Annotated in this window: 14 protein-coding genes; 8 read left to right on the top strand and 6 right to left on the bottom strand. The window is 63.2% G+C overall.

The window, feature by feature from the left end:
- Window positions 1-56: 56 nt before the first annotated feature.
- The gene (gene mbfA, locus ACN9MO_RS18770; RefSeq protein ID WP_058324547.1) at window positions 57-1,040 is read right to left on the bottom strand and encodes an iron exporter MbfA; all 984 of its coding nucleotides are present in this window, start codon (window positions 1,038-1,040) and stop codon (window positions 57-59) included.
- 163 nt (window positions 1,041-1,203) lie between these two features.
- On the opposite strand from mbfA, the gene ACN9MO_RS18765 reads away from it, so the two are divergent.
- Window positions 1,204-2,034: a lipo-like protein gene (locus ACN9MO_RS18765; protein ID WP_057247865.1), complete on the top strand. Its 831-nt coding sequence runs from the start codon at window positions 1,204-1,206 to the stop codon at window positions 2,032-2,034.
- On the opposite strand, the gene ACN9MO_RS18760 is transcribed toward ACN9MO_RS18765, so the two are convergent.
- Together ACN9MO_RS18760 and efp are read right to left on the bottom strand one after the other, a co-directional pair.
- Entirely contained in the window at window positions 2,024-3,265 is a 1,242-nt protein-coding gene (locus ACN9MO_RS18760; protein WP_057247864.1) for an SAM-dependent methyltransferase, read from the bottom strand. The genes ACN9MO_RS18765 and ACN9MO_RS18760 overlap by 11 nt on opposite strands.
- A 165-nt stretch (window positions 3,266-3,430) precedes the next feature.
- A complete protein-coding gene (gene efp, locus ACN9MO_RS18755) occupies window positions 3,431-4,000 on the bottom strand; it encodes an elongation factor P (protein ID WP_057247863.1) in 570 nt (189 codons plus the stop codon).
- A 160-nt stretch (window positions 4,001-4,160) separates the two neighbouring features.
- On the opposite strand from efp, the gene epmA reads away from it, so the two are divergent.
- The 6 genes from epmA to ACN9MO_RS18725 all read left to right on the top strand — a co-directional run bounded on the left by epmA (window position 4,161) and on the right by ACN9MO_RS18725 (window position 10,198).
- On the top strand, window positions 4,161-5,213 hold the full coding sequence (gene epmA, locus ACN9MO_RS18750; RefSeq protein ID WP_113131980.1) for an EF-P lysine aminoacylase EpmA: 1,053 nt from the start codon (window positions 4,161-4,163) through the stop codon (window positions 5,211-5,213).
- Window positions 5,210-6,262, top strand: coding sequence for a lysine-2,3-aminomutase-like protein (locus ACN9MO_RS18745; protein ID WP_113131979.1), 1,053 nt, complete (start codon window positions 5,210-5,212; stop codon window positions 6,260-6,262). Before epmA ends, ACN9MO_RS18745 begins: the two co-directional genes overlap by 4 nt.
- Window positions 6,263-6,430: 168 nt before the next feature.
- A complete protein-coding gene (locus ACN9MO_RS18740) occupies window positions 6,431-6,862 on the top strand; it encodes a carboxymuconolactone decarboxylase family protein (RefSeq protein WP_057247860.1) in 432 nt (143 codons plus the stop codon).
- A gap of 1 nt (window position 6,863) precedes the next feature.
- A complete protein-coding gene (sigJ, locus tag ACN9MO_RS18735) occupies window positions 6,864-7,757 on the top strand; it encodes an RNA polymerase sigma factor SigJ (protein WP_057247859.1) in 894 nt (297 codons plus the stop codon).
- A gap of 89 nt (window positions 7,758-7,846) precedes the next feature.
- The gene (locus ACN9MO_RS18730) at window positions 7,847-9,274 is read left to right on the top strand and encodes an MFS transporter (protein WP_113131978.1); all 1,428 of its coding nucleotides are present in this window, start codon (window positions 7,847-7,849) and stop codon (window positions 9,272-9,274) included.
- A gap of 99 nt (window positions 9,275-9,373) precedes the next feature.
- Window positions 9,374-10,198 carry a class I SAM-dependent methyltransferase gene (locus tag ACN9MO_RS18725; RefSeq protein ID WP_113131977.1) on the top strand — a complete coding sequence of 275 codons (825 nt, stop codon included), beginning with the start codon at window positions 9,374-9,376 and terminating at the stop codon, window positions 10,196-10,198.
- Window positions 10,199-10,255: 57 nt separating this feature from the next.
- Here ACN9MO_RS18725 and ACN9MO_RS18720 read toward each other — a convergent pair whose 3' ends face one another.
- Window positions 10,256-10,918: an OmpA family protein gene (locus ACN9MO_RS18720; RefSeq protein ID WP_057247858.1), complete on the bottom strand. Its 663-nt coding sequence runs from the start codon at window positions 10,916-10,918 to the stop codon at window positions 10,256-10,258.
- A 246-nt stretch (window positions 10,919-11,164) separates the two neighbouring features.
- Here ACN9MO_RS18720 and ACN9MO_RS18715 point away from each other — a divergent pair, with 246 nt between their 5' ends.
- Window positions 11,165-11,803, top strand: coding sequence for an exopolysaccharide biosynthesis protein (locus ACN9MO_RS18715; protein WP_113131976.1), 639 nt, complete (start codon window positions 11,165-11,167; stop codon window positions 11,801-11,803).
- Between the two features lie 56 nt (window positions 11,804-11,859).
- On the opposite strand, the gene ACN9MO_RS18710 is transcribed toward ACN9MO_RS18715, so the two are convergent.
- Both ACN9MO_RS18710 and ACN9MO_RS18705 read right to left on the bottom strand, forming a co-directional pair.
- On the bottom strand, window positions 11,860-12,213 hold the full coding sequence (locus ACN9MO_RS18710; protein WP_057247856.1) for a hypothetical protein: 354 nt from the start codon (window positions 12,211-12,213) through the stop codon (window positions 11,860-11,862).
- 99 nt (window positions 12,214-12,312) lie between these two features.
- Window positions 12,313-13,338: a histone deacetylase family protein gene (locus ACN9MO_RS18705; RefSeq protein ID WP_113131975.1), complete on the bottom strand. Its 1,026-nt coding sequence runs from the start codon at window positions 13,336-13,338 to the stop codon at window positions 12,313-12,315.
- Window positions 13,339-13,352: the final 14 nt, after the last annotated feature.

Raw genomic sequence — 13,352 nt, 5'->3', positions numbered from 1 at the left:
AGAGTTTCAAAAAGGGCCGGTCAGACCGGCCCTTTTTCGTATTTGCCGCTCACCCGTCACGCGTTGCCGATCAGGATGCCGGCCGCGAGCACCAGGCCACCGCCGAGCACCACCTGGAATGCCGCCCGCAGGAACGGTGTTTCCATATAGCGGTTCTGGATGAAGGCGATCGCCCAGAGTTCGAAGAAGACGATCACCGCCGCCGTGGCGGTCGCCGTCCAGAAATGCGGGATCAGATAGGGGAGCGCGTGGCCGAGGCCGCCGAGTGCGGTCATGATGCCGGAGGCAAGGCCGCGCTTGATCGGCGAACCGCGGCCTGAAAGCTTGCCGTCATCGTGGGCCGCCTCGGTGAAGCCCATGGAGATGCCGGCGCCGACAGAGGCCGAGAGACCGACGAGGAAGGTCTGCCAGGTATCCTGGGTGGCGAAGGCGGCGGCAAAGATCGGCGCCAGCGTCGAAACCGAACCATCCATCAGGCCGGCAAGGCCGGGCTGTACGTAAGTGAGGATGAACTGACGGCGCGACGTCTGGTCCTCTTCGGCGCGCACGTCTTCGGGCGTGTGCTCTTCGCCAAGCCGCCGGGCGAGCGATTCATGCGATTTTTCCGCGATCGCGAGATCGCCGAGCAGCTTGCGGGTGGCTGCATCCTGGGTTCTCGCCGCGGCCTCGACATAGAAACGGTGCGCCGCTTCCTCCATCGCTTCGGCTTCCTCGCGCGCCTTTTCGATCGGCATTTCGGCAATCAGCCAGTCGGGCTTGCGCTCGGGGAAGTCGCGCACGTGTTCGCGCCGGACAAGGGGAATGCGGCTGCCGAAGCGCTGGACGTGCAGATCGATCAACCACTGCCTGTGGTGGCTTTCTTCCTCCGCCATCTCCTCGAACACTTTTGCCGAGTGGGGATATTGCTGCCGGAGCGCATCGGCATAGGCGAGATAGATGCGTCCGTCGTCCTCTTCGGACGAGATCGCGAGCGCCAGGATTTCCTGCTCGCTTAAGGAAAGAAAGGGACGTTTGGAACGGGCGAAGAGGCGCGAAAACATTGGGAGAAAACCTTCTTTAGAATAATTCTAAAAATAGAAAACCGAGACGGCACCGTCAAGGCCAAAGCCATGCAATCATGCGACAATCTCTCGACAGAGTGTTGCGGCTGAGCCACGATGAAGGCTCTCGCGAATTCCCTTCATTTCCGGAGCGATCGCCTCGATGAGGACCATCTATCCGCTTTCCGAAAGCAAGGACACGTTACTGGATCGGCTTGGAGCCAGGCTTGCCGCGCGGCTGCAAGCGCAGACATCCGGCTACGAGCCCTACACCCCTTCCGATCAGGAAACCCTGGCGCGCACGCTGCGCCCGGGCGACGTTCTCCTGATCGAGGGCAACCAGAGGGTTTCGGCGGCGATCAAGTATCTGACGCAATCGACCTGGTCACACGCCGCGTTCTTTGCCGGCGACCAGATGCCGTTGACGCTCGACCAGGCAACGCTGCCGGTCATCGAGCGGCCACAACTCATCGAGGTCAATATCGGCGAGGGTTGTGTTGCGGTGCCGCTGAAGAAATACGCGTCGTTCAACACGCGCATCTGCCGGCCGATCGCGCTGACGCCGGATGATCGCACGGCGCTCGTCGGCTTCATGATCTCGCGGCTCGGGATGAAGTACGACCTGAAGAACATCCTCGACATGCTGCGCTACTTCATGCCGACCCCGCCGGTGCCGGTGCGCTGGCGGCGGCGCCTGCTTGCCTTCGGCTCCGGCGATCCGACGCGGGCGATCTGCTCGACGCTGATTGCTGCCGCCTTCGAGCAGATCCGCTATCCGATCCTGCCGGAAGTCACACGCGCGCCCGGGCGGGCGGCGGCGACCTCGACCTATTCGCGCGAGGAGATCCTGCACATCCGGCACCACTCGCTCTATACGCCCAGGGATTTCGACCTCTCGCCCTTCTTCGCGATCGTCAAGCCGACGCTCGAATTCGGCTTCGACTACAAGCGGCTGCGCTGGAACGGCGACGGCGATCACCCGTTCAAAGGTTGAGGGCGAGCGCCTGTTCGCGGGCCATGAAATCGCGCTGACGATCGGTGATGTAATCGCGCACGATCGGCGCCGCATCGCGCGAGCGCGAGAGCTGCATGTGAAAGACGAGCTGGCTGCCGGTGCGGAACATCATCTCGGCGCTGATCAGATAGAACTCCCACATGCGGGCGAAGCGCTCGTCATAAAGCCCGATCACCTTGTCGCGGTTGGCCTCGAAGCGCGCGCCCCAATGGGCGAGCGTCGTGGCGTAGTGCACCCGCAAGAATTCGAGATCCGTGACCCAAAGACTGTTGCGCTCGACCACCTCGAAGACCTCCGAGAGCGCCGGCGAATAGGCGCCCGGGAAGATGTATTTCCGAAGCCAGGAGCTCGCCATGCCGGGGGGGCTCATGTGACCGATCGAATGCAGCACCGCGAGGCCGTCATCCGGCATCAGCGCATTCAGCTTCTTGAAGAACTCGTCATAGTGATGCACGCCGACATGTTCGAACATGCCGACCGAAACGATGCGGTCGAAGGGCCCCTGGACATCGCGGTAATCCTTAAGCTCGAAACGCACCCGGTCCCCTAGACCTGCCTTCCGCGCCCGTTCGGTGGCAAGCGCCTGCTGCTCCTTGGAAAGCGTCACGCCGAGCACCTGCACATCCGCGAGCTCGGCAAGGTACATCGCGAGATCGCCCCAGCCGCAGCCGATATCCAGCACCTTCATGCCGGGTTCCAGGCAGAGCTTGGAGGCGAGCAGCCTCAGCTTGTTGCGCTGGGCCTTTTCGAGCGTCTCGTTGGGCTCGCGGAAATAGGCGCAGGAGTAGAGCATGTTCTCGTCGAGGAACAGCTTGTAGAATTCGTTGCCGAGATCGTAGTGATGCGCGACGTTCTGCTGCGCCTTGCCCTTGGGATTGGCCTGCTGCCGCTTGCGGAACCGCATCTTCACCGCCCGCAGAAGTTTCTGGATCGGATAGGACCCGAGCGACAGCCGATTGATCGAGAAAAGCGTCAGGAAGTCCCTGAGCGTCGAGCCCTCCTCGAAGCGCATGGTGCCGTCCATATAGGCTTCGCCGGCGGCGAGTTCAGCGTTGAAGACGAGGCTGCGGTAGAGCTTCTTGTCCGTGAGCCGCATCGTCACCTCCGGTCCGGGCGTGCCGGAAAAGACGTGGCGCTTGCCGTCGGCGTCGATCACCGTCAGGCGACCCTTGCGAATGAACGACTTCATCATATGCGACAATGGAAACATGCAGGCCCTCTTGAGACAACTGTCGTATCAGCGCCGGCATCCTAGCACCCGTTTTTCGAAATGCTCCCCTTAAATTTCTGGTTGCTCATCAAGCTCTTCCCGGAACGAAAACGGGGACGGCAGCCTTCGCCACCGTCCCCGTTCAACTGTTATTCGGCGTTAGCCTCAGTCCTTGGCGCGCTCGACGTAGGAACCGTCTTCCGTCGCGATGACGACGCGGGTGCCGGCCTGGATGTGCGGCGGAACCAGCGTGCGGACGCCGTTCGAGAGAACCGCCGGCTTGTAGGACGACGATGCCGTCTGGCCCTTGACGACCGGCTCGGTCTCGGTGATTTCGAGCGTCACGTGACGCGGCAGGTCGATGGCGATCGCCAGGCCTTCGTGGACCGAAAGAATGCAGGCCATGCCTTCCTGCAGGTAGGCCTTCAGGTCGCCGATGTCGTCGGTGCTCATGACCAGCTGGTCATAGCTTTCCGGGTTCATGAAGTGGAAGCCTTCGGCATCTTCATAGAGGAAGGTGTGCTCGCGGTCTTCGACGAAGGCGCGCTCGACCTGTTCGGTCGTGCGGTAGCGCTCGGAGACCTTCACGCCGTCGGAAATGCGGCGCATGTCGACCTGGGTCACCGGCGTGCCCTTGCCCGGGTGGAAGTTCTGGGCGGTAAGCACGACATAGAGCTTGCCGTCGACGTCGAGAACGTTGCCCTTACGGACAGATGAAGCGATGACCTTGACCATTAGTCTTCCTTGTAACAGAGGTATGCGCGACACCGCGGGCCGGAAACACTGGCCCTGAAGGACGCGGAAAGAAGGATTTCGCGCCGCAACTACCCTAATTTCGTGCAAATAGCCAGCCTGAGCCGCTGTCTGCGCGAAGAAAGCCTGGACTGAACCGATCATGTCGCATGCCTCACCCTGGTGGACACCCGATGTCCATGCCGACCGGCGCCCGTTTCTTCTCGGCCGCAACCGGATCCAATCGGCCCTGCGCCGGTTCTTCGAGACACGCGATTTCATCGAGGTGGACACGGCGACGCTGCAGGTCTCGCCCGGCAACGAGGCGCATCTGCACGCCTTCGCGACGGAGGCTCTCCATCACGACGGATCGAGCCATCCACTCTATCTGCACACCTCGCCGGAATTTGCCTGCAAGAAGCTGCTTTCCGCCGGCGAACGGCGCATCGCCTGTTTCGCCCATGTCTACCGCAACCGCGAGCGTGGACCGCTGCATCACCCTGAATTCACCATGCTCGAATGGTACCGCGCCGGCGAAAGCTACGAGGCGCTGATGCGCGACTGCGCCGAGATTCTCGCTCTTGCGGCAGAGACCACCGGGGCCAAACAATTCACCTTCCAGGGACACATCTGCGACCCCTTCGCCAAGCCCGAGCGGCTGAGCGTCGCGGACGCCTTCGAGCGCTTTGCCGGCATCGACCTGCTGACCTCGGTCGCCGCCGACGGCGAGACCGACCGCGAGCGCCTCGCCGCAGCTATGACCGCAGCCGGACTTCGGGTCGCCTCCGACGACACCTGGGCCGATCTCTTCAGCCGCGTGCTCGTGGAAAAGGTCGAGCCGCATCTCGGCTTCGGCCGTGCGACGATCCTCGACGAATACCCGACTGCCGAAGCGGCGCTGGCGCGACCGGCCGCGCGCGACCGGCGCGTCGCCGAGCGCTTCGAGCTCTATGCCTGCGGCGTCGAGCTCGCCAATGCCTTCGGCGAGTTGACGGATGCCGCCGAACAACGCCGGCGCTTCGAGATCGAAATGGCGGAAAAGGCGCGTGTCTACGGCGAGACCTACCCGCTCGACGAGGATTTCCTGGCAGCACTCGCGATCATGCCCGAAGCGAGCGGCATTGCGCTTGGCTTCGACCGGCTGGTGATGCTTGCAACCGGTGCGTCGCGTATCGACCAGGTGCTCTGGGCACCGGTGGCGGAGACGCAGCCGTGAACGTACATCGCCCGATCAAGACTGCGCGAGAGCTCGTTGAGGCAGGTCTCGTCGACCGCAGCAATGAAACCGCGGTTGCCGCGGTCGCCGAGCGTTATGCCGTTGCGATCAGCCCTGTCATCGCCGGCCTCATCGATCCCACCGATCCCGCCGATCCGATCGCCCGGCAGTTTGTGCCCGATGCCGCCGAGCTGACGCTGCTTCCCGAAGAGCGCGAAGACCCGATCGGCGACAAGCCGCACAGTCCCGTTGCCGGCATCGTTCATCGCTATCCGGACCGCGTGCTCTTGAAGGCCGTGCATGTCTGCCCGGTCTATTGCCGCTTCTGCTTCCGCCGCGAGATGGTCGGGCCGCAGGGTCTGGGCACACTGACGCCGGCCGAACTCGATGCGGCGATCGCCTATATCTCCGAACACGAGGAGATCTGGGAGGTGATCCTCACCGGCGGCGATCCCCTGGTGCTGTCACCGCGGCGGCTCACCGAGCTCATGGAACGGCTGAAACCGATCCCGCATGTGAAGATCGTCCGCTTCCACACCCGCGTGCCGGTTGTCGAGCCGTCGCGCATCGACGCCGAATTGATCGCGGCGCTGAAAGCCAGCGGCAAGGCGACCTATGTGGCGCTGCATGCCAACCACCCGCGCGAACTGACTGAAGAGGCGCGCGCCGCCTCGGCACGACTGATCGATGCCGGCATCGTGATGGTCAGCCAGTCGGTGCTCTTGAGGGGCGTCAACGACGACGCGGAGGTATTGGCTAGCCTGATGCGCGCTTTCGTCGAGACACGGATCAAGCCCTATTATCTTCATCACCCGGATCTGGCCCCCGGCACCAGCCATTTCCGTCTGTCGATCGAGGAAGGCCAGGCGCTGGTCGCAGCCCTGCGCGGCCGGGTCTCCGGCCTTTGCCAGCCGACCTACATCCTCGACATTCCAGGTGGTCACGGCAAGGCGGTCATCAGCGCCGCGACGATCGCGGCCGATGGCGGCGGCTGCTACACGGTCACCGATTTTCGCGGCGGCGAGCACAGCTACCCGCCGAAAGCCTGATACGCCGCGAGAAATCGCGTCTCGCCAACACATTGAAATTTCATCTAAATATTGCGGACCTGTATTTTTCTTGGCGATTTTCGAGAAAAATCGTAGAGCCGCGTCACAGGCTTTCGACGTCAATCGTCACATGGTCATAGGCAACACAACAACGATGGAGTTGAGACCATGACCGATACGAAAGCCGTCCGCTACGAACAGGAAATCCCGGATGTGCTCGGCGCGCTCGCCGATGTGCACAAGACCATGGACCTGCACGGGCTCGACCGGACGATCCACAATCTCGTGCAGCTGCGCGCCTCGCAGATCAACCGCTGCGGCTTCTGCGTGAAGATGCACACCAAGGAATCCCGCGCCGAGGGCGAGAGCAACGAACGGCTCGACCGAATCATCGTCTGGGACCAGGTGAATGATTTCACACCGCGCGAGAAGGCAGCGCTTGCCTGGACCGAAGCGCTGACCGAACTCGAACCGCGCACCGACTTCGCACCGCTCCGCGCCGAGCTGCGCCAGCACTTCAGCGAGAAGGAGATCAGCGTCATCACCTCGACGGTGGCGATGATCAACCTTTGGAACCGCATCCAGATTTCGAGGCACTGACATGAATGACAGGCAGCACATGCAGATCTTCGAGGAGGCGCGCCCGCGCCTCCTCGGCCTTGCCTACCGCATCCTCGGCTCGCGCGCCGATGCAGAAGACGCGGTGCAAGACACGTTCCTGAAATGGCAGGAGGTCGACAGGGCATCGATCGAAACGCCGGCGGCTTGGCTGACGACCGCCTGCACGCGCCGCTGCCTGGATCTGCTGAAGGCCGCGCACCGCAAACGCGTCGACTATGTTGGCGCGTGGCTGCCCGAGCCGATCCACACGACAAGCGACGACAATGCCGAGGAGAAGCTGGCGCTGACCTCCTCGCTCACCACCGCATTCCTTTTGATGCTCGAGCGGCTGACACCGAAGGAGCGCGCAGCGTATCTGCTGCACGAGATTTTCGGCCAGCCCTATGACGAGGTGGCGGAAACCCTGGACATGCAGGAGACGGCCGCCCGCAAGCTGGTATCGCGCGCCAAGACGAATATCGGCCTGGAGAAAACCCGGCACCAGACCCCGCGCGAGCGCCAGGATGAGCTGCTATCCGCGTTCCACCAGGCAATCCACGGCGGCAACGTCGCCGGACTTACGACGCTTCTTTCGGCCGACGTGAAGCTGACGGCCGACGGCGGCGGCAAGGTGGCGACCGTGCTTGGCGTGCTCTCCGGCAAGGAGACCGTGCTCGCCTTCATCATCGATCGGCTTACCGAATACTGGGCGCATTACGTCTGGGAAATCGGCGACATCAATGGCGGTCGCGGCATCGTGCTTCGGGACGAGGCCAAAAACGAGATCGCCGCGACAGTCGCCTTCGGCTATGACCGTGACGGAAACGTCAACGACATCTTCATCATGCGCAACCCGGACAAGCTCACGCATTTTGGCGAGGCTGCGCTCCACTGACATAGCGGCACCGCCGAAGCGAACGCGATCTTCCGATACCGGATGAGCCGGTGCGCGTTCGCTTGCGATGTCCTGCGTGAGGTACTGACATGCTTGAAAAAACTCCCGCTCCCCCACAGGAAGCCGGCTGGCGCGCGCTGCTGACGGGCGAAAACGCCGTGCATTCGCTGGTGCTCAGCGGCGGCGTCGCGCTGCATGCGCTCAACATCTACGTGGTGACGACGATCATGCCGTCGATCGTGCGCGAGATCGGCGGGCTCGAATATTATGCCTGGAGCACCACCGTCTTCGTCGCGACTTCGATCCTCGGCGCCGCATTGTCGGCGCGGCTGCTCGGCGCAGTCGGCGCCGGCGGCGCCTATGCGATCGGCGCGCTCGTCTTCGGCCTGGGGACGCTCTTCTGCGCCACAGCCCCTTCGATGGCGATGCTGCTTGCCGGCCGCGCGATCCAGGGCTTCGGCGGCGGCTTGCTCTATGCGCTCGCCTACGGCGTGATCCGGCAGGTCTTCCGGCCCGAACTCTGGACCCGCGCCATCGGGCTGATTTCGGCAACCTGGGGAACGGCGACCTTGATCGGGCCCGCGATCGGCGGCATGTTTGCTGAGTTCTCCACCTGGCGCGTTGCCTTCTGGTCTCTCCTGCCGCTGACGGCGCTGCTTGCCGCACTCGCCTTCTCGACGCTGCCGCGCAAGGCCACCGGCGAAGAGGAGCGCACGCCGCTCCCGCTGCTGCAACTCCTGCTCCTCGTCGGCATCGTGCTTGCGCTTTCGGTCGCGAGCACGCGCACGATGGCCTTGGAGCAGATCGGCTGCGTCGGCGTTGCGATCCTCCTGTTCCTGAGCCTCCTGTTCGTCGAACGTCGAGTGACGGGCAAGCTTCTGCCCTCCGGCAGCTTCACACTCACCTCCCCGCTGGCCGCCCTTTATGCTACGATCACCCTGCTGATGGTCGGCCTGCAGCCGGAGATCTATGTGCCGTACCTGCTGCAGGAATTGCATGAGCTATCGCCGCTGGTGGCCGGCTATATCGCCGCGCTGATGTCGATCGGCTGGACGGCGGGATCGATGACAAGTGCCCATTGGCACGGAGAACGGGCGAAACAGACAATCTTTGCCGGTCCGGCCTTCGGTTTTATCGGCCTGACCCTGATCGCCCTGTTCATGCCGATGGCAGGCGCAGAGTTCCTGGTTATCGCCGCGCCGCTCTGCGTCGGCATCATCGCGGTCGGCTTCGGCATGGGCTTTGCTTGGCCCCATATCGTTACCGCCGTCTACGAATTCGCGCCGGAGGGCGAAGCGGAGAAGGCATCGAGCTCGATCACCACTGTCCAGCTCTTTGCCGCTGCAATCGGCGCAGCGCTTGCCGGACTGACTGCCAACCTCGCCGGGATCGAAGCATCGTCGGAGGGTGGCGTGGCGCTCGCGACGACCTGGCTTTTCGGTCTCTTCGCGCTGCTGCCCGCACTGGCAGTGCTGACCGCCAGGCGCGTACGGCGCGCGAGACGCAAGGTGGCGTGAGCCCTATCGGACAATGCGGCCCGCCGAAACGACGGCGGGCCGCGACGAAAAGACTGCGGCGCCCCGACTCATTCGACGGAGCGCGGTCAGGAGGAAAAGATGGAAGCCGAGGGCATCGGCCTTCATGGCGTGCGCGAAACGCTGCTGATCACGCTCCGAGCGAAGGCTGCGGAGAGCGCACTACCCGATTCTCTTCTGCACGATCGCTTTGCCGCCGAGCTGTTGCGGCGCCTCGACGGCAAGGCGAAAGCGCCCGATGTCGGTCACGACATGACGATCGGCATCGCGATGCGCGCCTATCTGCTCGACCGATGGACCAGGGCTTTCATCGCGAGCCACCCGGATGCGGTCGTGCTCAACCTCGGCTGCGGCCTCGACACGCGGATCCTGCGGCTCGATCCGCCTTCCTCCGTCGCCTGGTTCGACGTCGACTTTCCCGACGTCATCGCCTTGCGACAGCGCCTCTTCCCCGATCGCGTCGGCTGCACTGCAATCGCCTCCTCCATTACCGAGCGGGACTGGATCGACCGCATCCCCGATGACAGGCCGGCGATCGTCGTCGCCGAAGGGGTGCTGCCCTATCTTCGCGATCAGGAAGTACGTGACCTCCTGCGGCGCCTCGTAACCTGCCTTGCCGGCGGCGAGATCGTCTTCGACGCCTACAGCCATCTCGGCATCGAACTGCTGCGCTTCAACCCGTCCTTGCGCGCAACAGGTGCTGAGCTTCGTTGGGGGATCGAGGACGCACGGGCGCTGGAACGGGGCGTGCCCGGGCTGACCCTGCTCGAGGACATTTACAACTACGATGCCGCGCAGATCGCGCGCATGTCACCGATGGCGCGGATCGCGATCCAGTTCTTCAGCGCGGTCCCCATGCTGCGCCGTATGGGGCGCGTGCTGCGCTACCGCTTCAAGCAGACATGAAAAAGGGCCGCGCCTCGCGGCGCAGCCCCTTGATAGCAAGTAGTCGATGTCTGCCGATCAGGCCTTGATCGGCGCGATCGAGATTTCGACGCGGCGGTTCTGCGCGCGGCCGGATTCGGTCGCGTTGGAAGCGATCGGACGCTCCTTGCCATAGCCCATGGCCGACATGCGGCGCTGGTCGACGCCCTGGCCGGCCAGGTAGTTGGCAACGGAAGCAGCACGGCGCTCGGAGAGACCCTGATTGTAGGAGGCGCTGCCGGTCGCATCGGTGTGACCGTCGACGTCGATCATCGTCTTGTTGAACTTGCGCAGCACGATCGCTACCGAGTTCAGCGTGTCGTAGAAGGCCGGGATCACCTGGTCGCGGTCGGTCGCAAAGGTGATGTTCGACGGCATGTTGAGGATGATGCGGTCGCCGGCGCGGGTGACCGAAACGCCGGTGCCCTGAAGCTGGGCGCGCAGTTCCGCTTCCTGGCTGTCCATGTAGTTGCCGATCAGGCCGCCGCCGAGACCGCCGATCGCGGCACCGACGAGCGCCGAGTCGCGCCGTCCTGCAGCACTACCGCCAACGAGCAGACCGGTCGCTGCTCCGAGGCCTGCGCCGATCAGCGCGCCACCGGCGGTGTTCGACATCTTCTGCTCACCCGTATAGGGATCGGTGGTCGTGCATCCCGAAAGATAGATGGCCGCAACAGCCAGAATGGCGCATTTCTTGATCATGGAATCAGTTGTCCCCATTGGTGCTCAAAGGTGCTTCATACTAGCGATTGCGGCAGGAAGATGAAGAGGCGTCCCAATCACGCCATGGTTTACCGGCAAATGCCGTCTCGCTCGTGCCGGGTGTGCCGGTCGGGCCACACTATAACCGATCCTTCACATGCCCTTGATAGGACGGACATCTAGCGACCAGGATAAATGTGTGCGGCTTTCCGCCGCCGCTCATTGATAAAGACGAGGCAAGATTTGATGGCAATCGAGTTCGGCGACACGCAACGCAGTCTCAGCGACACGCTCAACGGCATGATTGCCTCGATTCGCGGCGAGACGATCACGCTGCGCGAGTTGATGACCGAGATCGGCGAACAGGGTTTCCTGCTGCTCTGCGCGCTTCTGACGCTGCCGTTTCTGCTGCCGGTGTCGATACCGGGCGTCAGCACGGTTTTCGGCGCCGCGATCATCCTGATCTCCGTATCGATCACCCTCAACCGCCTGCCCTGGGTGCCGCGGCGTATTCTCGACCGCAAGATCGAGACCGAAAAGCTGGTGCCGACCCTGCAGAAGGGGGCGAGCATCGTCTCCAAGCTCGACCGCTACGTCCGCCCACGCCTGGGCTTCCTGACGCAGGGCGCAGTGATGAACCGCTTCAACGGTCTGATGATCATGGCCGGCGGCGTTCTCCTGATGTTTCCGCTCGGTCTCATCCCGCTGTCGAACACACTGCCGGGGATCGCGATCCTGCTGCTCTCGCTCGGCATCATCCAGCGCGACGGGCTGATGGTCGCCGGCGGCTACCTATTCCTGATCGCAACGACTGTCTATTTCACCGTGCTTGCCTACATGGCCTTCGCCGCCGGTCAGGGACTGTCGTCTTTCTTCGTCTCCTGACGAAACTCGTTCCGTGACATTGGGTGAGCCCGGCTGACTGCCGGGCCATTCGTTTTTCAAGCAGCCAGACCGCCGAAGGCCCGGTAGCTGGCGAAGTCGGTGCGGATGCCGAGCGTCTTCATCATTGCCTCGCGATCGAGGCCGAGCTGGCGGTCGAACTCGCCGAGTGCAGCGGCGACCTTGGGCGCGACGTCGGCATTGGCGAACTCGATCATGGTGATGAAATCGAATTGGCCCGGGCCGGCATGCTGTTCCAGGAACAGGTCCTTCACATAGCCATCCTGCTTGCGGATGACGGCCAGCGTCTTGTCCACCAGTTCGACGAACTGCTGCCGCGCCTCGACCGGCACGGTGTACTTGTTGATGCGGTAAAGCGGCGCGACAACGGACGTATTCGATAGGCTGCTCATTGCTCTTTTCCTCTGATCTCTTTTGAACAGGAGCAGTCGTACGACCTCAAGTAAAGTTGAGGTCAATAGAGGGCACTGCTGTTTTTCAACAACGAGTGCTCAGCCGGAGAGGCCCGTCAGCACATTGGCAACGTTGAGCCCGATTTCCGGCACGCCGTAGCCGCCCTCCATGCAGACGACGACCGGCAAGCCTGAGCGTTTCAGGGCCTCGCCCATGCGGATGTAGTCTTCAGACGTCAGCCGGAAGAACGAGATCGGGTCGCGCTCGAAGGTGTCGACGCCGAGCGAGACGACCAGCGCCTCGGCACCGAAGGCGGCGATGCGTGACAGCGCGTCGGCCATGGCATCCGACCAGACATCGTAGCCGGTACGACGCGGCAAGGGATAGTTCTTCGTCGTGCCAAGCCCCTCACCGGCACCCTCCTCATCGGCAAAGCCGAGGAAATAGGGGAAGGCATCGACGGGATCGCCGTGGAGCGAGGCGAAATAGACATCGCCACGCTCGTAGAAGATATCCTGGGTGCCATTGCCGTGGTGGAAATCGACGTCAAGCACCGCAACCTTGCGGGCGCCGTGATCGCGCAGGCGCTGGGCGGCACAGGCGGCATTGTTGATGAAGGAATAGCCGCCATAAAGATCGATCGCCGCATGGTGACCGGGCGGACGGCAGAGCGCGAAGGCGGCGCGGTTGCCCGCATGGATGTGGTCGGCAGCCGAGATGGCGCAGTCCATCGCCGCCCGTGCAGCTGCATAGGTGCCTTCGGTGATCGCCGTTTCCGCCGCGAAGGAATAAAAGCCGAGCGCACCGTCGATATCTTTCGGCGGGTGCTGGCGCATGCGTCGGGCCGGGAAACAGGTCGCGATCGCTTCGCCGCGATAGCCGTCGGCGACCCAACGCGACCAGGCGGTTTCGAGGAACTCGAGATAATCGGGCGCGTGCAGCTTAAGGGCGACCTCGAGACCACGACGCTCAGGGGCTGCGACATCATGAAAGCCCGCCTCTTTCACCGCCGCGAGAATCCATTCGGCACGGAACGGCGCCTCGAAGGGCGGTACGAGTTCGCCGCCGAAGAGCTCGGTCTTGGCGTCGCGGAGCTTGTGGTCTTCTGTGTAAAAAACGCGCATGACGAGAATCCTGA

The sequence above is a fragment of the Ensifer sp. R-19 genome (genome assembly GCF_049905105.1).
Taxonomy (GTDB): domain Bacteria; phylum Pseudomonadota; class Alphaproteobacteria; order Rhizobiales; family Rhizobiaceae; genus Ensifer.
This window is presented reverse-complemented; position numbering and strand designations above follow the sequence as displayed.